This window comes from Dysosmobacter acutus (assembly GCF_018919205.1).
Taxonomy (GTDB): Bacteria; Bacillota; Clostridia; order Oscillospirales; family Oscillospiraceae; genus Oscillibacter; species Oscillibacter acutus.
On the sequence record NZ_JAHLQN010000001.1, the window covers coordinates 1,413,197 to 1,435,848 of the forward strand.

At 59.5% G+C, this 22,652-nt stretch carries 17 protein-coding genes; 14 read left to right on the plus strand and 3 right to left on the minus strand.

Annotated elements, in window-relative coordinates:
• Positions 1–161: 161 nt before the first annotated feature.
• The 5 genes from KQI82_RS06860 to KQI82_RS06880 all read left to right on the plus strand — a co-directional run bounded on the left by KQI82_RS06860 (position 162) and on the right by KQI82_RS06880 (position 6,134).
• Positions 162–1,196 carry a BMP family protein gene (locus KQI82_RS06860; RefSeq protein WP_216632109.1) on the plus strand — a complete coding sequence of 345 codons (1,035 nt, stop codon included), beginning with the start codon at positions 162–164 and terminating at the stop codon, positions 1,194–1,196.
• A gap of 111 nt (positions 1,197–1,307) precedes the next feature.
• A complete protein-coding gene (locus tag KQI82_RS06865; protein WP_216632110.1) occupies positions 1,308–2,834 on the plus strand; it encodes an ABC transporter ATP-binding protein in 1,527 nt (508 codons plus the stop codon).
• The gene (locus KQI82_RS06870) at positions 2,831–3,868 is read left to right on the plus strand and encodes an ABC transporter permease (RefSeq protein WP_338148957.1); all 1,038 of its coding nucleotides are present in this window, start codon (positions 2,831–2,833) and stop codon (positions 3,866–3,868) included. The genes KQI82_RS06865 and KQI82_RS06870 overlap by 4 nt, the downstream gene beginning before the upstream one ends.
• Positions 3,865–4,803, plus strand: coding sequence for an ABC transporter permease (locus tag KQI82_RS06875; RefSeq protein ID WP_216632111.1), 939 nt, complete (start codon positions 3,865–3,867; stop codon positions 4,801–4,803). Before KQI82_RS06870 ends, KQI82_RS06875 begins: the two co-directional genes overlap by 4 nt.
• Before the next feature lie 23 nt (positions 4,804–4,826).
• Positions 4,827–6,134 (plus strand): amidohydrolase family protein, encoded by a 1,308-nt coding sequence (locus tag KQI82_RS06880; protein ID WP_216632112.1) that lies wholly within the window; start codon positions 4,827–4,829, stop codon positions 6,132–6,134.
• A 57-nt stretch (positions 6,135–6,191) separates the two neighbouring features.
• Here the strand turns inward: KQI82_RS06880 and metA are convergent, their stop codons facing one another.
• Together metA and KQI82_RS06890 are read right to left on the minus strand one after the other, a co-directional pair.
• Complete coding sequence (metA, locus tag KQI82_RS06885) at positions 6,192–7,112, minus strand: homoserine O-acetyltransferase MetA (RefSeq protein ID WP_216632113.1); 921 nt, start codon at positions 7,110–7,112, stop codon at positions 6,192–6,194.
• A gap of 13 nt (positions 7,113–7,125) precedes the next feature.
• Positions 7,126–8,409, minus strand: coding sequence for an O-acetylhomoserine aminocarboxypropyltransferase/cysteine synthase family protein (locus KQI82_RS06890; RefSeq protein ID WP_216632114.1), 1,284 nt, complete (start codon positions 8,407–8,409; stop codon positions 7,126–7,128).
• 672 nt (positions 8,410–9,081) lie between these two features.
• On the opposite strand from KQI82_RS06890, the gene argC reads away from it, so the two are divergent.
• Genes argC through KQI82_RS06910 form a run of 4 tightly spaced genes read left to right on the plus strand, consistent with a single transcriptional unit; the run spans position 9,082 to position 13,290 of the window.
• On the plus strand, positions 9,082–10,014 hold the full coding sequence (argC, locus tag KQI82_RS06895) for an N-acetyl-gamma-glutamyl-phosphate reductase (RefSeq protein ID WP_216632115.1): 933 nt from the start codon (positions 9,082–9,084) through the stop codon (positions 10,012–10,014).
• Between the two features lie 15 nt (positions 10,015–10,029).
• A complete protein-coding gene (gene argJ, locus KQI82_RS06900; protein ID WP_216632116.1) occupies positions 10,030–11,241 on the plus strand; it encodes a bifunctional glutamate N-acetyltransferase/amino-acid acetyltransferase ArgJ in 1,212 nt (403 codons plus the stop codon).
• Between the two features lie 23 nt (positions 11,242–11,264).
• The gene (argB, locus tag KQI82_RS06905) at positions 11,265–12,146 is read left to right on the plus strand and encodes an acetylglutamate kinase (protein WP_216633649.1); all 882 of its coding nucleotides are present in this window, start codon (positions 11,265–11,267) and stop codon (positions 12,144–12,146) included.
• The gene (locus KQI82_RS06910) at positions 12,127–13,290 is read left to right on the plus strand and encodes an acetylornithine/succinylornithine family transaminase (protein ID WP_216632117.1); all 1,164 of its coding nucleotides are present in this window, start codon (positions 12,127–12,129) and stop codon (positions 13,288–13,290) included. Before argB ends, KQI82_RS06910 begins: the two co-directional genes overlap by 20 nt.
• Before the next feature lie 183 nt (positions 13,291–13,473).
• On the opposite strand, the gene KQI82_RS06915 is transcribed toward KQI82_RS06910, so the two are convergent.
• Positions 13,474–14,346: a MurR/RpiR family transcriptional regulator gene (locus tag KQI82_RS06915; RefSeq protein WP_216632118.1), complete on the minus strand. Its 873-nt coding sequence runs from the start codon at positions 14,344–14,346 to the stop codon at positions 13,474–13,476.
• 391 nt (positions 14,347–14,737) lie between these two features.
• Here KQI82_RS06915 and KQI82_RS06920 point away from each other — a divergent pair, with 391 nt between their 5' ends.
• From KQI82_RS06920 to KQI82_RS06940, 5 genes are all read left to right on the plus strand, one after another.
• Positions 14,738–15,829 carry an NAD/NADP-dependent octopine/nopaline dehydrogenase family protein gene (locus tag KQI82_RS06920; protein WP_216632119.1) on the plus strand — a complete coding sequence of 364 codons (1,092 nt, stop codon included), beginning with the start codon at positions 14,738–14,740 and terminating at the stop codon, positions 15,827–15,829.
• Positions 15,830–15,859: 30 nt separating this feature from the next.
• Positions 15,860–16,879 carry an ornithine cyclodeaminase family protein gene (locus KQI82_RS06925; protein ID WP_216632120.1) on the plus strand — a complete coding sequence of 340 codons (1,020 nt, stop codon included), beginning with the start codon at positions 15,860–15,862 and terminating at the stop codon, positions 16,877–16,879.
• Positions 16,880–17,143: 264 nt separating this feature from the next.
• Positions 17,144–18,004: a prephenate dehydrogenase gene (locus tag KQI82_RS06930; protein WP_216632121.1), complete on the plus strand. Its 861-nt coding sequence runs from the start codon at positions 17,144–17,146 to the stop codon at positions 18,002–18,004.
• A gap of 182 nt (positions 18,005–18,186) precedes the next feature.
• The gene (locus KQI82_RS06935; RefSeq protein ID WP_216632122.1) at positions 18,187–19,620 is read left to right on the plus strand and encodes an extracellular solute-binding protein; all 1,434 of its coding nucleotides are present in this window, start codon (positions 18,187–18,189) and stop codon (positions 19,618–19,620) included.
• Positions 19,621–19,663: 43 nt separating this feature from the next.
• On the plus strand, positions 19,664–22,627 hold the full coding sequence (locus KQI82_RS06940; protein WP_216632123.1) for an EAL domain-containing protein: 2,964 nt from the start codon (positions 19,664–19,666) through the stop codon (positions 22,625–22,627).
• Positions 22,628–22,652: the final 25 nt, after the last annotated feature.

The following is a 22,652-nucleotide window of genomic DNA, read 5'->3' on the forward strand; positions in this document are numbered from 1 at the left end:
CAGTGCTTCCGGCGAAAATCCGGAGGGATTTGTCCGGCCAGGCCCTGCAGCAGCGGGGCCAAATCTCGGTTCCTTTCCGCTTTGCGGAATGAAATAAACGGAGTTTTCCCCGGGAGAACGGGGAACCCCAAGAGGAACAAAATTGAAGGAGGAAGATATCAATGAAAAAAGTAGTATCTCTGATCCTGACCCTGATGATGGTGCTCTCCCTTGCCGCTTGCGGCGGCAGCGGCAGCGGCGGCAGCGCCTCCGGCTCCGGAAGCTCCGGTTCCGCGGGCGCCGGAGAATACGATGCCAAGGTGGCGCTGTGCCTGGTGAGTCCCGCCAATGACGGCGCGTGGAGCAGCTATGCCTACAACGCGGTGATGGCTGCCAAGGAGCTCTACAACATTGATGTGAAATATACGGAAAACGTGAAGCCCACTGATATGGAGGCCGTCTTCACCGACTACGCCGCCCAGGGCTTTGACCTGATTATCGGCCACAGCTTCTCCTTCGGCGACGCGGCCCTGGCCGTGGCCGAGCGCTACCCCGACGTGTCCTTTGCCATCATCGACGGCACGGTGGAAGCGGACAACGTGGCCTCCTACAACCTGAAGACCCAGGAGTCCGGCTACATTCAGGGCGTGCTGGCCGCCGCCATGAGCAAGACCGGCAAGATCGGCGCCGTGGCCGGCGTTGAGGGTCCCGCCATCATCAAGGTCGCGGAAGCCTACAAGGTGGGCGCCAGAGCCCAGAACCCCGACATCGAGGTGATGACCGCCTACACCGGTTCCTTTGACGACGCCGCCAAGTCCAAGGAGGCTGCCCAGGCCATGATCGACAAGGGCGCCGACATCATCATGGGCGGCGCCAACCAGAGCAACGCCGGCATGATCAAGGCCTGCGAAGAGGCGGGTGTCTACTGCATGGGCGAGCTGGACCAGCAGAGCCTGGCTCCTCAGAACGTGCTGCTGTGCAACCTGTCCGACATTGAGAACCTGGTGGCCGTGGCCGTGAAGGAAGTGGTGGAAGGCACCTTCTCCGGCGGTATCCACGAGTACGGCTACGCCGACAACGTGCTGAGCCTCACCGATTACGGCGAGTTGGACGGTGAGGTCCCCCAGGAGGTCAAGGACTTGGTCACCGAAACCATGGAAAAGATCAAGAGCGGCGAGATTGAAGTGCCCCGCATTGAGCAGATTACCAACGACTGATTCCTGAATTAAAAAGGCAACATGCAGGCCTCTTTGCCACGCGCGGATCGCAGCGGAGAGGCCTGCATCTTGGCACGTCTGCGCCAAGCGGAGAAGAGGGGCTTTAAACGTATGGAATTGTTGAAAATGAAGGGCATCACCAAGGAGTTTCCCGGTGTGATAGCCAATGCGGATGTGGATTTGACCGTGGAAGAGGGGCAGATCCACGCTCTGTTGGGAGAAAACGGCGCGGGCAAGACCACGCTGATGAACATTCTCTTCGGGCTGTATCAGGCGGACCGGGGGGAGATTTTCTGGAAAGGGGAGCCGGTGCGGTTCCGCACGCCGGGGGAGGCCATTCTCCACGGCATCGGCATGGTGCACCAGCACTTCATGCTGGTGCGGAACATGACGGTGCTGCAAAACATCGTCTTAGGACTCAAACCGGAGGGATATCCCTTCCTTGATACGAAAAAAATCGCGGCGCAGCTCAGTGAGGTTTCCCAGCGCTATGGGCTGATCGTGGATGTGAACAAGAAGATCGAGCAGCTGTCCGTGGGCGAGCAGCAGCGGGTGGAAATTCTCAAGGCACTCTACCGGAACGCCAAGCTCCTGGTATTAGACGAGCCCACCGCCGTGCTGACGCCTCAGGAGACCCGGGAGCTGTTCGCCATTTTGCGCTCATTGAAGGCGGACGGCCACAGCATCATCCTGATCTCCCACCACTTGGCGGAGATCATGGAGGTCAGCGACCGGATCACGGTGCTGCGGGACGGGCGGAACGTGGCCACGGTGGAGACCGGCGCGTGCACCGAGTCCCAGCTCTCCCAGATGATGATCGGCCGCGAGCTGCACACGGACACAGTGGAGCGTACGGCCATGGAGCCGGGGGAGGCCACTTTGAGCATCCGGGGTCTGAGCCTTTCCGGCAGTCGGGGCACGCCCCTTTTGGACGGCATTGACCTGGAGGTGCGCCGGGGAGAGATCGTGGGCGTGGCCGGTGTGGACGGAAACGGTCAGGGCTATCTGGCGGAAACCATCTGCGGCATCCGCCGCCAGAGCGGCGGGTCCATCCTCTACCAGGGAAAAGACATCGCCAAATCCGGCATCCGGGAGCGCTTCCGCATGGGCATCTCCTACATTCCTGACGACCGCCACCGGGACGGCCTGGTGCTGGACGCCGACGTTAAGGATAATCTGCTGCTGCGCAGCTACTACGCGGCGCCAAACGCAAAGCACGGCATCTTCCAGCGCCGCCAGATCGAATCCTCCACCGCCGCCGCCATGGAAAAGTACGACGTTCGCGCCCCGGGCCTCTCCGCCCGGGTGGGTAACCTCTCCGGCGGCAACCAGCAGAAGATCATTCTGGCCCGGGAGATCGGCGTGGAGCCGCAGCTGCTCATCGCCATGCAGCCCACCCGCGGACTGGACATCGGCGCCTCGGAGTACGTCCATGAGCAGCTGATCGCCTGCCGCAACAGCGGCAAGAGCGTGCTGCTGATCTCCACGGACCTGGAGGAGATCATGAAGATGTCCGACCGCATCGCCGTGATTTTTTCCGGCAAAATCATGGGTGTCCTAAAAAACACGCCGGATCTGAGCGTGGAGACCATCGGCCTTTTGATGGGCGGACACAAGTTAGAGGAGGTGCGCGCGTGAAAAAGAACCTGCTGCGCCTGGGGCTTCAGACGGCGGCGGTGCTGGTGGTCGCAGTGCTGCTGATCCTTGTGGCCGGGGCAAATCCTGTGGAAGCGGGCTACTATTTTGTCTATGGCATCTTCGGAAACCTCAACGGCTTTGCGGAGATCATGGTCAAGGCCACGCCGCTGATCTTTGTGGGACTGGGTGTGTCCGTGGCCTTCAGCACCGGCTTTTTCAACATCGGCGGCGAGGGCCAGCTCTATATGGGCGCCCTGGTCTCCGCCATGATTGCCCTGTGGCTGCCCGCTCCCGGGTTTGTGCGGGTGATTTTGTCCGTTGCCGCCTCTTTTGTGGCCGGCGGCATCTGGGCGTTTATCCCCGCCTTTCTCAAAAACCGCATGGGCATCTCCGAGACGGTGAACACCATCATGTTCAACTACATCGCCACCATGATCCTGGGCATCGCCATTCGGGGCTTCCTCCAGGACCCTTCGGACAACCTGCCCCAGAGCGCCCGCATCGGTGTGGAGGCGTCCCTGCCCGCCCTGCTGCCGCCTACCCGGCTGCACCTTGGCTTTGTCATCGCCGTGGCCTGCGCGCTGCTGCTCTGGTTCATCATGCGGCGCACCACGCTGGGCTTTGAGCTGCGCATCAGCGGCAGCAACCGGCGCAGCGCCTTCTGCACCGGCATTCCCGTTCAGAGAAGCCTGCTGCTGGCCGCGGTCATCAGCGGCGGACTGGCCGGCATGGCCGGCATGAGCGAGCTTCTGGGCGTGCAGCGCCGCCTCCTTGAGAATCTCTCCGGAGGAAACGGATACACCGCCATCCTGGTGGCCCTGCTGGCCCGGAACCACCCGCTGGCCGTGGTGGCCGTATCCATCGGCTTTGCCGCGCTGCAGGTGGGCGCCAACACCATGCAGCGCCAGATGGGCATCCCGGCGTCCATCGTCTCCATCCTCACGGGCTTCATCGTGGTGATGATTCTCAGCAAGGAGTTTGTCAGGATCTACCGGGAGCATAAGCGGCAGAAAGTGAGTGTGGAACAGGTATGAGTGAATTTTTGACCATTGGCTTTCTGACCACCTTCCTCTCCGCCGCCGTCCGTACGGCCATGCCGCTGATGTGCGCGGCCATCGGCGAGGACGTGTCGGAGAAGGCGGGCATCATCAACGTGGGCATTGAGGCGGTCATGATCGGCGGCGCGTTTTTTGGCTTTGCCGGCGCCTATCTCACCGACAGCCTGCTGATCGGCTTCCTCTGCGGCATGTTGGGCGGGCTTTTGTTCAGCATGCTCCACGCATTCCTCTCCATCTACATGCGCCAGGACCAGAATGTGGCCGGTGTGGCGCTGAACCTGCTGGCCACCGGCATCACAAGCTATCTCTTCATGCTGCTGGTCAACGCCTACGGCATTCCCCAGATCCCCACGCTCTCCAGCATCCCCATTCCCGGACTGTGCAGGATACCGCTCATCGGCGAGGCATTGTTCAACAAGGACATCGTCACCTACATCGTGTTTCTTTTGATCGTCGCCATGATCTTTTTCTTCCGGCGCACTGTGTGGGGCATGTCCCTTTGCTCCATCGGTGAAAATCCCCGGGCGGCGGATACGGTGGGCCTTCCCGTCTACCGCATCCAGTACGCCGCCGCGGCCTTCAACGGCATCATGGGCGGTCTGGGCGGCGCCTATCTGCTGTTAGGCCAGCTTGGCGTGTTCTATGAAAACATCACCGCAGGGCGGGGCTACATTGCCCTGGCCGTGGTGGTGTTTGGAAAGCGCAACCCCCTGGGCATTTTCCTGGCCTCCCTCTTTTTCGGCGCGGCGGACGCGCTGCAGTTCCGCATGCAGGCCCTGGGCATCACGCTGCCCACCCAGCTCTTCACCGGCCTGCCCTATCTGCTGACCGCCCTCTCGCTGCTGATCGTGGCAAAGCGCAACTCCGACCCCGCGGCCCTTGGCAAGCCTTATATCCGTACCTCCCGATAACTGAGATGGAAAGGAAGTTTCAGATGAACGACAAGTTGTTTGCCCTCAAGGGCGCCATCATCCACACCCCCGATCCCAAGCGCTTTACCATCGTCGACGACGGTTACCTGGTCTGTCAGAACGGCCTGGTGCAGGGCGTCTACGAAAAGCTGCCCGGGGAGTTCAAGGACATCCCGGTGCGGGACTACACCGGCAAGCTGATTATTCCCGGCATGGCGGACATGCATATCCACGCGCCCCAGTACGGGTTCCGGGGACTGGGCATGGACTTGGACCTGGACAGCGTGTGGAACACCTGGTTTGAGACCTACTCCCTGCCGGAGGAGAGCCACTACGCCGATCTTGAGTACGCCGACATGGCCTATGACAAGTTCGTGGGCGACCTGCTGAAGACCACCACCACCCGGCTGTGCATTTTCGGCACCATCCACCGGCCCGCCACGGAGCTGCTGATGGACAAGCTTGCCGAGAAGGGCTTTGCCGCCTATGTGGGCAAGCTGAACATGGACCGCAACTCCATCGAGGGCCTCCAGGAGACCACGGAGGAGAGCCTGTCCGAGACCCGGAAATGGCTGGAGGAGACGGTGAACCGCCATCCCTATGTCAAGCCCATGGTCACGCCCCGCTATACGCCCTCCTGCACCGATACGTGCATGGAGGGGCTGCAAAAGCTGGTGGAGGAGTTCAACGTGCCCGTTCAGTCCCATCTGTCCGAAGGGCTGGATGAGATCGAGTGGGTGAAGGAGCTCAAGCCGGAGATCGAATTCTATGGTCAGGCCTACGATATGTACGGCATGCTGGGCGGCGGTGTGCCCACGGTGATGGCCCACTGCGTCTATCCCACGGACGCGGAGTTTGAGATGATGAGCCGGCGGAAAAACCTGTGGGTGGCCCACTGCCCCCAGTCCAACCTCCACTCCAGCGGCTCCGGCGCGCCCATTCGCCGCTATCTGGAGGCCGGTGTCCATGTGGGTCTTGGCTGCGACATGGCCGGCGCCAACACGCTGAACCTGTTCCGCGCCATCGCCGACGCCACCACCGCCTCCAAGGTCTACTGGGCAGCCAACGAACGCAAGGGAGACCCCTTTGCCAAGAAGACCTATCTCTCCTTGTCCGAGGCCTTCTACATCGCCACCAAGGGCGGCTCCTCCTTCTGGGGCAAGGCCGGCAGCTTTGAAGAGGGAAGCCTCTTCGACGCGGTGGTCATCGACGACTCCTCCCTGGCGGATTTCAACCAGCGCTCCGTCCGCCAGCGTCTGGAGCGGGTGGTCCAGCAGTCCGACGACCGCCATGTGGCCGCCAAGTTTATCAACGGCCGTCAGGTGCTGTAAGCGAAGCAATCCATCAAAAAGGCCCTGCCGGAGCAATGGCTCCGGCAGGGCCTTTTTTTATTGCTGCATCGCGGAAAGATCATAGGGCGTGGTCTGATAGACAAAATAGTTGAGCCAGTTGGAGTAGAGCAGGTTGGCGCAGGAGCGCCAGTTCACCACCGGCGTCCGGGCGGGATCGTCCTGGGGGAAGTAGTGCCGGGGAAGCTGGATGGGCACCCCGGCCGCCACGTCCCGCAGATACTCCCGATTCAGCGTGTCGCGGTCGTATTCCGAGTGGCCCATGACAAAAATCTGCCGGCCCTGGTCGGTCTTGAGGGCGTAAATCCCCGCCTCCGCCGAGGAGGCCAGGACCTTGAGCGCCGGGACCTGCTCCACATCCTCCCGGAGCACTGTGGTGTTGCGGGAGTGAGGGACCCAAAACTGGTCGTCAAACCCCCGGAAGAGGATGAAGTTGGGATCCTCCACCGTGTGAAGGAACACCCCAAACAGCTTTTGCGGCAGCGGAATCTTGGGTATGCCGTAGTGGTAGTAGAGCCCGGCCTGGGCTCCCCAGCAGATGTGGAGCGTGGAGTGGACGTGGGTCTTGCTCCACTCCATGATTTCGCACAGCTCCGGCCAGTAGTCCACCTCCTCAAAGGGCAGGTTTTCCACCGGCGCGCCGGTGATAATCAGGCCGTCGAAATTGCGGTGGCGCACCTCGTCAAAGGACTTGTAGAAGGCCAGCATGTGCTGCTCCGGGGTGTTTTTGGACACATGGCCGGAGGGGGCGATCAGCTCCAGCTGGATCTGGAGGGGCGTGTTGCCCAATACGCGGGCCAGCTGAGTTTCCGTGTCCACCTTGGTGGGCATCAGGTTCAAAAGCAGAATTTCCAGAGGACGGATGTCCTGGGTCATGGCCCGGGTCTCCGTCATGACAAAGATGTTTTCGTTGGTCAGCGTGGCCGTGGCGGGCAGCTGATTGGGAATCCGGATGGGCATACTCCTTCTCCTTTTACCGTACGGCGTCCAAGGCCTGGGCGATGTCGCCGATGAGGTCCGAGGCGCTTTCGAGGCCGCAGGACATGCGCACAAGGCCGGCGGGAATGCCCGCCTGGAGGAGCTGTTCGTCACTCATCTGGCGGTGGGTGGAGGAGGCGGGATTCAGGCAGCAGGTGCGGGCGTCGGCCACATGGGTTTCAATGGCCGCTAACTTCAGCTCCTTCATGAAGGCGGCCGCCGCCTCGCGGCCTCCCTTAAGCTCAAAGGACACCACGCCGCAGGAGCCGTTGGGAAGATACTTTTGGGCCGTCTGGTAGTACTTGTCACCGGGAAGGCCGCAGTAGCTGACAGAGGCCACCTTGGGGTGGCCGGCCAAAAACTCCGCCACCGCCTGGCCGTTTTCACAGTGACGGGCCATGCGCACGTGGAGGCTCTCCAGGCCCAGATTCAGATAGAACGCGTTCTGGGGAGACTGAATGGAACCGAAGTCCCGCATCAGCTGGGCGGTGCACTTGGTGATGAAGGCGCCCTCCTTGCCGAACTTCTCCGCATAGGTGATGCCGTGGTAGCTCTCGTCCGGCGTGCACAGCCCGGGGAACTTCTCCGCGTGGGCCATCCAGTCGAACCTGCCGCTGTCCACTATGGCGCCGCCAACCGCCGCGCCGTGGCCGTCCATGTATTTGGTGGTGGAGTGGGTGACAATGTCCGCGCCCCACTCAAAGGGCCGGCAGTTGACGGGGGTGGCAAAGGTGTTGTCCACGATCAGCGGCACGCCGTGGGCGTGGGCAGCGGCGGCAAACCGCTCAATGTCCAGCACCGTCAGGGCCGGATTGGCAATGGTCTCGCCGAACACGCACTTGGTGTTGGGCCGGAAGGCAGACTCCAGCTCCTCCTCCGAAGGGTCGGGGGAGACAAAGGTCACGTCGATGCCCATTTTCGCCATGGTGACGGAGATCAGGTTGAAGGTGCCGCCATAGATGCTGGAGGAGGAGACGATGTGGTCGCCGCAGGAGGCGATGTTGAAAAGGGCGAAGAAGTTGGCCGCCTGACCGGAGGAGGTCAGCATGGCCGCGGTTCCGCCCTCCAGCTCCGCGATCTTGGCCGCCACATAATCGTTGGTGGGATTTTGGAGCCGGGTGTAGAAATAGCCGCTGGCCTCCAGGTCAAAGAGCTTGCCCATGTCCTCGGAGGTGGCGTATTTGAAGGTGGTGCTCTGTACAATGGGGATCTGCCGGGGTTCGCCGTTTCCGGGGGTGTAGCCCCCCTGGACGCATTTGGTTTCGAGATGATAGCTCATATAATTTGCTCCTTTCGCTGATTGGGCCGGCTTGCGGCCAACTAAAAAGCTCCCGTCTCAAAGAAAACCTTTGAGACGGGAGCATTCTCTGCACCCGCGGTACCACTCAAATTGCGGCTCATTCGTCCGCCACCTTCAGGATCCAGCAATCCCTTTGCACTTACGTAGCATACACGGAGAGGCCCTAACCGCTTTCGCGCTCGAACCCTCGGCTCAGAAGTCATAGGACATTGGCATGCTCCCCGCCGGACTCGCACCACCCGCCGGCTCTCTGAAGGCTTGCAGACCGTCCCTCTTCCTCATTGCCTTTTTGAATTTGCTTCATTATACAAGGCGCTCTCCCGGAAGTCAAGGAGAAAATTTTGACGCAATCCACAGAAAACATACAGAAAACTATGAATGGTATACAAAAACTTTGAATACCGGCCGAAAAAACCGTGATCCGGAGTTTCGCTGCGGCCCGGGAGAGCTGAAAAAACAGGGAAAAGGTTGTGCAAATCGCCATAAATCATGGCAAGTTGGGCGCCAACTTTGAGGGGTACGAATAAAAATACGAGTATACACAGAAATTACCGTATTTTTATTGACTTTTTGCGAATAAGGAGTATGATTATTCATAAGAATTTGAATAGCACAGGAGCTTCCCGTGCTGTGGTCAAAGGGGCGATCAGGATGGCAAAGGTATTTATTGACGGCAGAGCCGGCACCACCGGCCTTCGGATTTATGAGCGGCTGGCGAGCCGTGGGGACATTGAGCTGCTGACATTGTCGGAGGAGGAGCGCAAGGACATCTCCTGCCGCGCCCGGATGCTCAACAGCTGCGACGTGGCCTTTTTGTGCCTGCCGGACGCGGCCTCCGTGGAGGCGGTGGGACTGATTGAAAACGAGGACGTGGTGGTGCTGGACACCTCCACCGCCCACCGCACATCGCCTGGCTGGGCCTATGGCTTCCCGGAGTTGGGCGGCTCCTTTGCCCGGGGTGTGGAGAAGGGGCGACGGATCGCGGTACCCGGCTGCCATGCCAGCGGCTTCATCGCCCTGGTGCAGCCTCTGGTGGAGGCGGGAGTGATCCCGGCCGATGCCCGTTTGAGCTGCCACTCCATCACCGGATACAGCGGAGGCGGCAAAAAGATGATCGCCCAGTATGAGGCAGACGGGCGGGATGCGCTGTTAGACGCGCCCCGCCAGTATGGACTGACGCAGCAGCACAAGCATCTGAAGGAGATGCAGGCGGTGGCCGGGCTGGACGCTGCCCCCATTTTCTGCCCCATTGTGTCGGATTTCTACAGCGGCATGGTGGTGACAGTGCCCCTTTTTGCCCGGGACCTGACGGCGGGGAAAACGGCGGCGGACGTGAGGGCCTGCTATCAGGCGAAATACGCGGGGCCGGTGGTGCGCTACTGCCCGGCGGCGGACGAGGAGGGATTCCTCTCCGCGGGGGGCCTGACGGGCAAGGACTCCATGCAGATCACCGTCTGCGGAAACGACGAGCGGATGACGCTCATTGCCCGGTACGACAATTTGGGAAAAGGCGCTTCCGGCGCCGCGGTGGAATGCCTCAACCTGGTGTTGGGGACGGATCCCACCTGCGGCCTGGAGCTTTGAGAAAGGAAGAGGACTATGGAACTCATCAGCGGAGGCATCTGCGCGGCCAAGGGCTTTACGGCCAACGGCGTACATTGCGGTATCCGGAAGAATCGGACCAAGCGGGACCTGACCATGATCTACAGCGAGGTGGCGGCCAGCGCGGCGGCGGTCTATACCACCAATCTGGTCAAGGGAGCGCCCCTCTATGTGACGAAAAAGCACATTGCCGACGGCAAGGCCCAGGCTCTGATCTGCAACAGCGGCAACGCCAACACCTGCAACGCCGACGGCATTGAAGTGGCGGAGCAGATGAGCGTGCTCACGGCCCAGGCGCTGCACATCAAGCCGGAGGACGTGATCGTGGCCTCCACCGGCGTCATTGGCCAGCCGCTGGACATTACGCCCATTGCCGGCGGCATTCCCGTCCTGGTGGAGGGGCTGGGAGACCACAGCGACCTGGCGGCGGAAGGCATTATGACCACCGACACCAAGCGCAAGGAGCTGGCGGTGAGCTTCGTCGCAGGGGGCAAGACCTGTAAGATCGGCGGCATCGCCAAGGGCTCCGGCATGATCCACCCCAATATGGCCACCATGCTGGTCTTCCTCACCACCGACTGCGCAATCAGTCCGGCCATGCTGCAAAAGGCGCTGTCCACCGATATCCAGAGCACCTTCAACATGGTCAGCGTGGACGGGGACACCTCCACCAACGACATGGTGACGGTAATGGCCAACGGCCTGGCCGGGAATCAGGAGATTACCGCCGAGGGAGCGGATTTTGACGCCTTCATGGAGGCGCTGAACACCCTGACCGTGTATTTGTGCCGCTGCATTGCCGCCGACGGCGAAGGGGCCACCAAGCTCTTAGAGTGCAAGGTCACCGGCGCCAGGAGTGAATCTGTCGCCAAGGTGGTGGCCAAAGGGGTGATCTGCTCCTCCCTGACCAAGGCCGCCATGTTCGGCGCCGACGCCAACTGGGGCCGTGTCCTCTGTGCCATCGGCTACAGCGGGGCAGATGTGGACGTTTCAAAGGTGGAGGTCAGCTTCTCCTCGCCCAAGGGCGAGCTCCTGGTGTGCAGAGATGGGGCCGGAGTGGAGTTCTCCGAGGAAACGGCCAAGGAGATTCTTCTTGAGAGCGAGATCGACATTCTCATCGACCTGCACGACGGAGAGTGTTCCGCCACGGCCTGGGGCTGCGACCTCACCTACGACTATGTGAAGATCAACGGCGATTACCGCACCTGATCCGGGAGGGGAACGACATGTCAGTGAATCTTACCAATTCCCAGCGGGCGGAGGTCCTGACCCAGGCCCTGCCCTATATTCAGAAGTACTATAACAAAGTGGTGGTCATCAAGTACGGCGGAAACGCCATGGTCAACGAAACCCTGAAGCAGCAGGTGATGGAGGACATTGTCCTGCTGTCCCTCATCGGCGTCAAGGTGGTGCTGGTCCACGGCGGCGGCCCGGAGATCACGGATATGCTCCGGCGCATGGGCAAGGAGAGCCGCTTTGTGGACGGCCTGCGGGTCACCGATAAGGAGACGGCGGAGATCGTCCAGATGGTGCTGGCGGGCAAGATCAACAAGAGCCTGGTCAATTATCTGGAGGCCAAGGGCGGCGTGGCCATCGGCCTCTCCGGCATCGACGGCCATCTGATCGAGGCACAAATGAAAGATGACCGCCTGGGCTATGTGGGGAAAATCACCGCTGTGAACATCAACCCCATCACAGACCTTCTGGAGAAGGGGTACATCCCCGTGGTGTCCACCGTGGGCTGCGATATGGAGGGCAACGTCTACAACATCAACGCGGACACCGCCGCAGCCTATATCGCCGGGGCCATGGGGGCGGAGCGGCTGATCACCATGACGGATATCGCAGGGATCCTGGCGGACAAGGACGACCCGGACTCCCTGATCCCTTGCATCGACATCAACGACGCGGTGGAGCTCTTCCGCAGCGGTGTGATCTCCGGAGGGATGATCCCCAAGGTGGAGTGCTGCATCGAAGCCATCAACCACGGTGTGAAAAAAGTGATTATCTTAGACGGGCGGGTGCCCCATGCGATCCTGATTGAAATGCTGACCGACGAAGGCGCCGGAACTATGGTTGTGGAGGACAAGAACAATGAACATCAAAGAGCTTGACCAGACCTACGTGGCAAATACCTATAACCGCTTCCCGCTTCAGATCGTCAAGGGCAAGGGCTCGGTAGTGGAGGATGAAAGCGGCAAGCAGTACATAGACCTGGGCACCGGCATCGGCGTCAACAATTTCGGCATCGGTGACGAGGCGTGGAAGCAGGCGGTCATCGACCAGATGGATAAATTCCAGCACACCTCCAACCTCTACTATACGGAGCCCTGCGCCACACTGGCCCAGATGCTCTGTGAGCGGACGGGGATGAAGAAGGTGTTCTTCTCCAACTCCGGCGCGGAGGCCAATGAGTGCGCCATCAAGGCCGCCCGGAAATACGCCGCCGACCACAAGGGGCCGGAGTATCAAACCATTATCACCCTGACCAGCAGCTTCCACGGCAGGACCATCACCACGCTGGCCGCCACCGGCCAGGATGAGCTCCACCAGTATTTCCAGCCCCTGACACCGGGCTTTGTCTATGCTAAAGCCAACGACTTAAAGGACCTGGAGGAGAAGGCAGCGGAAAACAAGGTTGCCGGCATCCTCTTTGAGTGCGTTCAGGGCGAGGGCGGCGTCAATGCGCTGGACGCGGAGTTTATTGCCGGCATCGCCGACCTCTGTGCCAAAGAGGATATCCTCATGATGGTGGATGAGGTGCAGCTGGGTAACGGCCGCAGCGGACAGCTCTACGGCTACATGAACTTCGGCCTGAAGCCGGACATTGTGTCCACGGCCAAGGGCCTCTGCGGCGGCCTGCCCCTGGGCGCCACGCTGCTGGGGGAGAAGCTTCAGGACACCCTCACCGCCGGCACCCACGGCTCCACCTTCGGCGGAAACCCCATCTGCTGCGCTGGCGCCATCTCCACCATCAGCCGCATTGACGAAAAGCTCCTGGCCGAGGTACGGGAGAAGTCCGCCTACATCAAAGAGTCGCTGACGGGGAAGAAAGGCATCCTGGGCGTCAGCGGCATGGGATTGATGGTAGGCGTGGCAACGGAGAAGAGCGCCGCCGAGGTGATCAGCGGCTGCCTAAAAAAGGGTGTGCTGGTGCTCAATGCCCACGGCAAGGTCCGGCTGCTGCCGGCGCTGAATATTCCCATGGAACAGCTGAAGCAGGCCATCGACATTTTGGTGGAGGTCTGCGGCGCGTAACGGAAAAATGGAAAAAGCCCCGCGGCTTAAAAAGCGGGGCTTTTTTCTGCTCTGGGGCGTCGGGCACTGCGGTCGGTCTTCATGGGACAAATGCTGACTTTAGCACTGAGAGCAGCGTCAAAACAATAAAAAGACATCAAAAAAGAGGACCGGTTCCACGGAACCGGTCCTCTTTTTTGATACTCAGAGCGTGCCGTCGTGCATGTCGTAAGACAGGAAGGAGTTGAACTCCTGAAAGGCGTCCTCCAGACGGTGGAGGTGCTGGGTGGTCTCCTCCTTGCGGCGCTTGGCGGAGGCGGTGATGATTGCGTCGATCAGCGCCGCGCAGGCCACATAGGAGCCCTGGTAACTGAAGGATTTGGTCTCGCAGATGAAGGAGATGTCGGCCAGACCATAGGCCGGGCTGGTGGTGGAATCGGTGATGGCGGCGCAGGGCACCTTCCGGGTGGAGAGGTACTGCAGGGCCTTGACGGTGTTGGTGGAGTAACGGGAGAAGGTGACGGCGATGAACAGGTCGTCCGGGGTGACCTGGCACAGCTGATCCACGAAGTGCCCGTTGTTGGGGAAGGTGAACACCTTGCGGTTTTGTACCCGCAGGCTGGAGGCCAGATATTCCGCCTGCATGGAGGCGGTCCGCAGGCCAAGGACATAGATATGATTCGCTTTGTCCAGGGCATCCAAAAAGCGGTCAAAATTCTCGTGGTTGATAGGGTTACTGAGCGTGGCCTCCAGATTGCCGATGTCGCAGGCCAGTACCTGCTCCAGCGTATTGTTGCCGGTCATGGTGTCCAACTGCTGCTCCAGCTTGTTGTACATGGTGACCTCCGACTGAACATGGTCGGCCAGCATCTTTTTAAAACTGGAATAACCGTCAAATCCCTGCTGAATGCAGAACTTGATGATGGTGGTGTCGCTAACCCCAATGGCCCGCGCCAAACTGGTGACGGACATAAAGGGGATGTCCATATAATGGGTCAGAACATATTCCGCCACAGCCCGCTGGGCCTGCGGAAGGTCCTGGCTGGACTGCTGGATCTGTTTCAATAGCTTTTGCACGGACATCCCTCCTGAAAGGGTAAGAGATACTCTTATAAACCCTTAAAAAAGTTTTATTTCTGTTGGTCATTTTAGACCTTTTTCAACGCAATGGCAAGAAAAAATAAAATAATCTTTGCGGTAGAATTGGAAAATAATAGATTAATTTGTCAATTGTGGAAGAAATTTTATATGTTTCTCTGTTTTCACCAAAGAAATACATGGAAAATCTACGGACAGAATAAAAATTTTATAGAAAATTGTATTGAAAAATATAATTATTTCTATATAATATAAATCACAATAATTTTCTTCCAAACAGAAGGGAAAAGAGTTGGAAATATTGCGGCGCGGTTGGCGCACCGATAAAACCGGGATAAATTCAGATTTTAAAATAGAAGGAGCGCGTAACATGAGTACATCAGTAGCAGTGATCGGAGCTGGAAACGGCGGCACCGCCATCGCGGCCCACATTGCCAGCCAGGGCGGCCAGGTGCGTCTGTGCGATCTGTTCCCTGAGTTTTTGGAGGGGATTCAGAAGAGCGGGAGCATTGAGCTCAATTGTGAGGGAAAGAAGCAGCAGGTGACGCCTGCGCTTGTGACCTCCGATGTAAAGGCGGCTGTCAGCGGCGCGAAGCTTGTGATGGTGGTCACCCCGGCATTCACCCATAAGATGATCGCCAAGGCCTGCGCCGACTCTCTTGAGGACGGCCAGATCGTGGTGCTCAACCCGGGCAGAACTGCGGGCGCGCTGGAGTTTTTGGAGACCATCCGCGCCTGCGGCTGCGAGAAGGATGTCATCGTCTCTGAGACCCAGACGCTGATCTACTCCTGCCGGAAGACCGGTCCGGCGTCGGTACATATTTACGGCGTAAAGACCTCGGTGGAAATCAGCGCCTTTCCGGGCAACCGCATCCAGGAGGTTCTGGATGTTCTGGGGCCCTTTTATCCCCAGTTTACTCCGGCCCAGAGCGTGTTGGGCACCAGCCTGGCCAACATCGGCAGCATGTTCCATCCCACACCCGTGCTGCTGAATATCGGACGGATCGAAAATGATCCCCGGGGCTACCGCTATTATTGGGACGGTATCACCCCTTCCGTGGCTGGCCTGATCGAACGCTTAGACGCCGAGCGCGTGGCAGTGGGCAAGGCCTACGGCATTGAACTTCTCTCCGCCATGGAGTGGCTGGTGCGCAGCTATGATACCCACGGTGACACGTTGTATGAGCGGATTCAGAACAACGACGCCTACGGCGACATCATGGCCCCCAAGACTATCCAGGCCCGCTACATGACGGAGGATGTGCCCAACGGACTGGTCCCCATCGCGGCGCTGGGCCGCGCGGCCGGGGTGGAGACCCCCAACATCGACGCGGTGATCACCCTTGCCTGCAGCATCTACGGAAAGGACTTCCGCACGGAGGGCCGCTCCCTGAAGAATCTGGGCCTGGAGGGGCTGAGCAGGGATGAGATCATCGAGTACTTCAAAACCGGCAATAAGTAAAGTAAAAATTTTTATATGAGGTGGTAAAAAATGAAACACGATATCCTGTTCATGAACGACGCGGTCGTCAACTCCCTGGTGGCCAACGATATGAGCCTTGTGATGGAGGATGTGGAAAAGTGCCTGTCCATCTTTGACAAGGGCGATGTGATCAATCCCAGCAAGTGCGTGATGCGCTGGGGCAATACGCCGGAGGATGAGAATGTCTACGGCCGCATCAACGCCATGCCCGGCTATGTGGGCGGCGACGTCAACATGGCCGGCATCAAGTGGATCGGCAGCGGTCCTCAGAACTATAAGAAGGGCCTGCCCCGCGCCAGCGTCACCGTCATCCTCAACGATCCGGATACCAAGCTGCCCCTGGCGGTTTCCGACGCCACCACCGTCAGCGCCAAGCGCACCGGCGCGGCCGGCGGCCTGGCTATCAAGTATCTGGCCCGCAAGGACGTGAAAACCGTCCTGATCTGCGGCGCCGGCGCCCAGGGCCGCACTCAGCTGGAGGCCGCTCTGCTGGTTCGCCCCGGCATTGAGCAGGTGTACATCTACGACCTGTTCCTGGATCGCGCCCAGGCCTTTGCCGACGAGATGTCCGCTAAGTTCGGCGTCAAGGTGACCGCTACTGAAACCGTGGAGCCCGCCGCCCGGGAAGCCGATGTCATCATCACCGTCACACTGGCCAACGAGCCCTTTGTGGAGGCCGAATGGCTGAAGAAGGGCTGCTTGATGGTCCAGATGGCCGACTACGAGGTGACCTATGACTGCGTTCGCAAGGCCAGTAAGATCGTCTGCGACACCTGGGACGGCATCAAGCACCGCATGATCAGCCCCATCGCCCTGATGTACAGCCAGGGCCTGCTGAAGGATGAGGACATCTATTCCGAGCTTGGCGGAATCATCAACGGTAAGAAGCCCGGTCGTGAGAACGACGATGAAATCATCTACTTCAACGCCGTCGGTATGGGCATCGAGGACCTGTGCGTGGTTGCCCACGCCTATAAGCTGGCCGTGGAGCAGAACAAGGGCGTCCAGGTCAACTACTGGGAGAAATAAGAGTACTCCATTCTTTCGCGTTCTACATAAAAAGGCATTCATAACGGCAGAGACCGGGGCAGCTGCGCCCCGGTTTTTGCTGTCTTTGAGCCGGCTGCGGAGGGCGGCCCGGCCGGAACCGCTGAAAGCACTAAAAATCCGGATTTCGGCCGGAGGAATTTCGGCTTCTATGATAGGAGACTGTCGTTGACTTTTACACTTTGATGTGCTAAAATACCTGCATTGTCAATTAGCGGAGTTTTCAAATCAGATGGGGGAATGGATATGAAAACAGTGGTCATTGCGGGGCTGGGCCTGATCGGCGGCTCCATGGCGAAGGCGTTTCGGGCCCACACCGACTGGCGGGTCCTGGGGTGGAACCGCACCCGGGCGGTGGCGGAGCAGGCGCTGGCGGAGGGGGCGATTGACGGCATTGCCGATGAGAGCGACATTGCGGCGTGCGACCTGCTGATCCCCGTGCTCTATCCCCGGAGCACCATTGCGTTTTTGCGCGCCAATATTCCCATGATGAAAAAAGGCGCTGTGATCGTGGATCTGGTGGGCGTCAAGACGGCTGTGATCGACGCGGTGGAGCCTCTGGCCGTAGCGCACGGCCTGCGTTACACAGGCGGCCACCCCATGGCTGGTTTGGCAAAGGGCGGCTTCCAGCGGTCCTTTGCCGATTTGTATAAAGGGGCCAACATGATTCTGGTCCCGACGGCGGCCACGGCGGAGGGCGACCTGGAGAACTTGGGTGCCCTGTTCCAAAGCCTTGGGTTTGGGCGGATCAAGGTCTGTGACAAAAAGACCCATGACCGGATGATCGCCCACACCTCCCAGCTGGCCCACGTGGTGTCCAACGCCTATGTGAAGAGTCCGGTGTCCGCCAACTACGTGGGGTATACCGGCGGCAGCTATAAGGACATGACCCGGATTGCCTGCCTCAATGAGATGATCTGGAAGGAGCTGTTCCTCTACAACCGGGAGGCGCTGCTTGCGGAGACCGACGCGCTGATCGCCCACATCGCCGAGGTGCGGGACGCCCTGCAGGACGGGGACGAGGTGAAACTGGAGGAGCTGCTGCGGCAGGGGCGCCTGTGTAAAGAGGAGATCGACCGGCTGAACAGTGAGGAACCTTCTGAGTAATTGCAAAAGGCCGGCCGCCCCATTGGGGCGGCCGGCCTTTTGCGGCAGGGAATAGTTGATTGCCATTGAAGACTGGGAAAAAGTGTGTTATAATAAATCAATTTTAATGCAAAAATCCAGACGGCTGGTTACTATGCCTCTGGCCCGTGGAGGGCAAAAGAGGCAAAAAGGAGAAGTTACATATGAGACGGTACGTGCGTATGGCTGTTGCTGCGCTGGCGGCATTGATGCTTGGAGGCTGCGGCAATGAGACGCAGCAGCTGCTGGACCCGGAGAATCCTGTCACGATCAGTGTGTGGACCTACTATAACGGCGACCAGCTGGCCTCGTTCAACGCGCTGGTGGATGAATTCAATGAGACCGAGGGCAAAGAGCAGGGCATCTATGTGGAGGGCTTCAGCCAGGGCAGCGTCAACGACCTGGAGGCCAACGTGATGGCCGCGGCCCAGGGTAAGGTGGGGGCCGGTGAGGTGCCCAATATTTTTGCCGCCTACGCCGATACGGCCTATGCGCTGGACCAGATGGGACAGGCGGCGGACCTGAGCGCCTACCTCAGCGAGGAGGAGCAGGCAAAGTACGTGGACAGCTACCTGGAGGAAGGCCGCTTTTCCAAGGACGGGGGATTGAAGATTTTTCCAACCGCCAAGTCCACGGAAATCTTTATGCTCAACGAGACGGACTGGGAGGAGTTTGCAGACGCCACCGGAGCCAGTTACAGCGATCTGGCCACGGTGGAGGGGCTGGTTGCCACGGCCCAGGCGTATTATGAGTGGACGGATGCACAGACGCCGGAAAAAAACGATGGAAAGGCATTTTTTGGAAGAGACGCCATGGCCAACTATTTCCTCATCGGGGCCATGCAGCTTGGCTGTGAGCTCTTTGCGGTGGAGGACGGCAGGATGACGCTGCACTTTGATGAGAATGTGGTGCGCAAGCTGTGGGACAACTTTTATGTGCCTTATGTGAAGGGATACTTTGCCTCCTCCGGCCGGTTCCGCAGCGACGACATCAAGACCGGAAACATCGTCTCCTTTGTGGGCTCCTGCTCCGGCGCCACCTTTTTCCCCAACCAGGTGATCATCAGCGACACTGAGAGCTATCCCATTGAGATGATGGTTCTGCCCTGCCCCTCTTTTGAAGGCGGAGAAGCTTACGCGGTTCAGCAGGGCGCCGGCATGGTGGTGACCACCGCCTCCGAGGCGGAAGTCTATGCTTCCGTGCAATTTCTCAAGTGGTTTACCAGCGACGAGCGGAACATCCAGTTCTCCGTCAATTCCGGGTATCTGCCGGTGACGAAAAGCGCCAACGACATGGAGGCCATTGTGAGCAGCGGCGCCCAGGTGGACGATGTGATGGAGCGAATCCTCACGGTGGCGGTGGATACGGTCAACAACAATATGCTCTATACGCCCCGGGCCTTTTCCAACGGGACAACGGCCCGCAGCATCCTTGAGTATTCCATGAGCGACCTGGCCGCGGCCGACCGGCAGACGGTGGAAGAGCGGCTGGAGGCGGGGCAGGACCTGGAGGAAGCCTGCGCAGAATTCATCTCTGAGGAGTATTTCCAGCATTGGTATACCCAGACCCTGACCCAGCTCAAGGCGTTGGAAGGGTAATTCCATCCGGCACCAATCCATCAGAAAGGGGGCGGGGCGTCCAATGAAGAAAAGCAGGTCGGTTTTTCGCACAATTTTGATTCCCCTGATTCTGATCCTGCTGTTGGAGGCCTGTCTGCTGTTAGGCGGTATCCGGGCCAGCGGGGTTGTGGATAAGCTGGATCAGAATGCCGGGGATATTCTGAGTAAGCAGGCGGAAAACAGGCGGGGATATTTGGAGGGGTCCATGGTGGGCACTTGGTCAGACCTCTCCCTGCTTGCCGCCGACATCAACGAGACCACCCGGCGGATGCTGAGCAGCGGGGAGGTGTCCCTTGAAACGCTGGACAGCAAATCGGAGGAGTGCGCCCAATTGGTGCTGAACATCAGCGACGAGCTGATCACTACGCTTTACAGCAAGAAGGTATCAGGCATCTTTGTGGTGTTTAACACCCGGGACCTGGACGGTAAGAGCAGATCTCCCCGCACCGGGTTTTATATCCGCGACCTGGACCCGGCATCCACACCTTCTTACCGCAATGCCGATCTTTTGCTGGAGCGTGCGCCCATTGCTGTGGTAAAGGGACTGAACATCTCCACGGACAACGCATGGCAGCCCCTGTTCAACTTTGAGGAGGAGTATCCCAGGTTCCTCTATGATCCGTTTCAGGCGGCCTTTCATGCGGAGGAAGTCTCCAATGCCCAGGACTATGGATACTGGAACCCGGAGCCCTACATCCTCCCAGGAGACGACCGGTGGGCGGTATCGTATTCCATCCCGCTGATTTTGGAGGATGGGACGATTTACGGCGTATTAGGGGTAGACCTGCTGACCGACTATCTCAAATCCCTGTTGCCTTCCGCCGAGCTCTTTGACGATAAGCAGGGCTCTTACCTGTTGGCTGTGGAAGAGGACGGCAGATATACCACGGTCTTAAGCACCGGGCCGATCCTTCCCCAGAACGGAATGGGAGAGACGTTTGCTCTGGAGCAAAAGGAGGATGGGCACCTCTATTTTGACATGGAGGGAGAGCGTTACTTTGCGGCTATGCAGCCGCTGAACCTCTATAATTCCAACACGCCCTTTGCGCACCAGCGCTGGGTGCTGATCGGCGCTGTCCGGGAGGACCAGCTCTACAGCTTCTCCAACCAGGTGCTGGAGGTTTTGACCACGGTGGTACTGATGTGTCTGGCGGCGGGGCTGCTTGGCAGCGTTTTGGTGAGCCGGAGGCTCTCCGCCCCCATCCGGGAGCTCTCTGAAGAGGTGGCTCTTGCCCAGCGGGACCGGGGAGGCCTGCCTCAGCTTTCACATACCGGTATCACGGAGATCGACCGGTTTTCCGGCGCCATCACAAACCTGAGCCGGGAGGTGTTGGACGCCTCCACCAAATTCCTGCGGATCATGGAGATGGCCAGCGTGGAGATGGGCGGCTTTGAGCTCCGTCAAAACGAGGACCTGGTCTATGTGACGGATAATTTCTTCCCGCTGATGGGCCTGGATGACATCCTGGTGCCGGAGCTGACCGTCCAGCGGTTCCGGGAGCTGATGGAGGAGAGAAATCAGACGCTGGAGCACCATCCGTCACCGGATGGAAGCGAGCTGTACCGCATCCCCGTGCCGCGGGGAGGAGTGCGCTATCTGCGCTATGAGACGACCCGGGAGGGGGAGCGGCACGTAGGGCTGGTGGAGGATGTCACGGCCAGCACATTGGAGCGGCTGCGCATCGAACACGAGCGGGACTACGACCTGCTGACCGGGCTCTATAACCGGCCGGCCTTCCAGCGCACGGCGGCGGAGCTGTTTGCCCATCCGGAGACGCTGAAACACGCGGCCATGATCATGCTGGACCTGGACAATCTGAAAACCACCAACGACCGGTTTGGGCACGACTGGGGAGATCAGTACATCCGCAGGGCAGGCCAGTGCTTTGCCGCCAACGCGCCGGCCGGCACGCTCTGCGCCAGAGTGTCCGGAGACGAGTTTTTCCTGCTGTACCACGGATATGAGAGCCGTGAGGAGATTCGAGAGGCGATCCGCAGCCTGCGAGAGGCGATCCGCGGCACTGCGCTGACGCTGCCCAGCGGCGAGGTGCTCCACATCAGCGCCTCCGGCGGCGTGGCATGGTATCCCGAGGACAGCACAAGCATGAATGAGCTGACCAAGTTTGCCGACTTTGCCATGTATCAGGTCAAGCAGTCCCGCAAGGGAGAGCTGGCGGATTTTGACCTGGGCGTGTACAGCAGGGAGGAGTTCCTGCTTCAGAACAAGCGGGAATTCCATCAGTTCATAGAGCAGGAGCTGGTCACGTATTTCTTTCAACCCATTGTCAGCGCCAAAACCGGCAGGGCGGTGGCCTACGAGGCGCTGATGCGGGTGGATCTGCCCACGCTGCGCTCCCCCGAGGCAGTGCTCCGGATTGCCCGGGAGGAGGGAAAGCTCTCTGAGATCGAGCGTATGACCTGGTACAAGGCCTCCGAGGCATTCTGCAAGCTGCAGGAGAACCAACTGGTGACCAATGACTCGCTGCTGTTTCTCAACTCCATTGCCAACCAGTGCATGAGCCAAGAGGACTGGGAGGCATATAAGAAGGAGTTCCTGCTGCTCCAGCCCCGGGTCGTGGTGGAGATCACCGAATCGGAGCATCTGGATCAGGAGTCCACCCGGGCAAAGCGGAGGATGTTAGGGGTGTCCGGCATGTTTGCTCTGGACGATTATGGAAGCGGATACAACAGCGAGAAGAATTTGCTGGAGCTGACGCCCCAGTTCATCAAAGTCGACATCTCCATCATCCGGGACATCGACACGGACCGGAACAAGCAGCAGATTGTGGCCAACATCGTGGCCTATGCCCATGAGCGGGAGATGTACATCATCGCGGAGGGGCTGGAGACCGCGGCAGAGGTGAAGAAGGTCCTGGATCTGGATGTGGATCTGCTCCAGGGCTATTACCTGGCCCGTCCGGCGGCGGTACCACCTCAGATCTCGCAGGCGGCGGTGGAGCTGCTGCGATCTCACAGCGGGAAGTAGAAAAAACGACAAGCGGAGGCGCAAA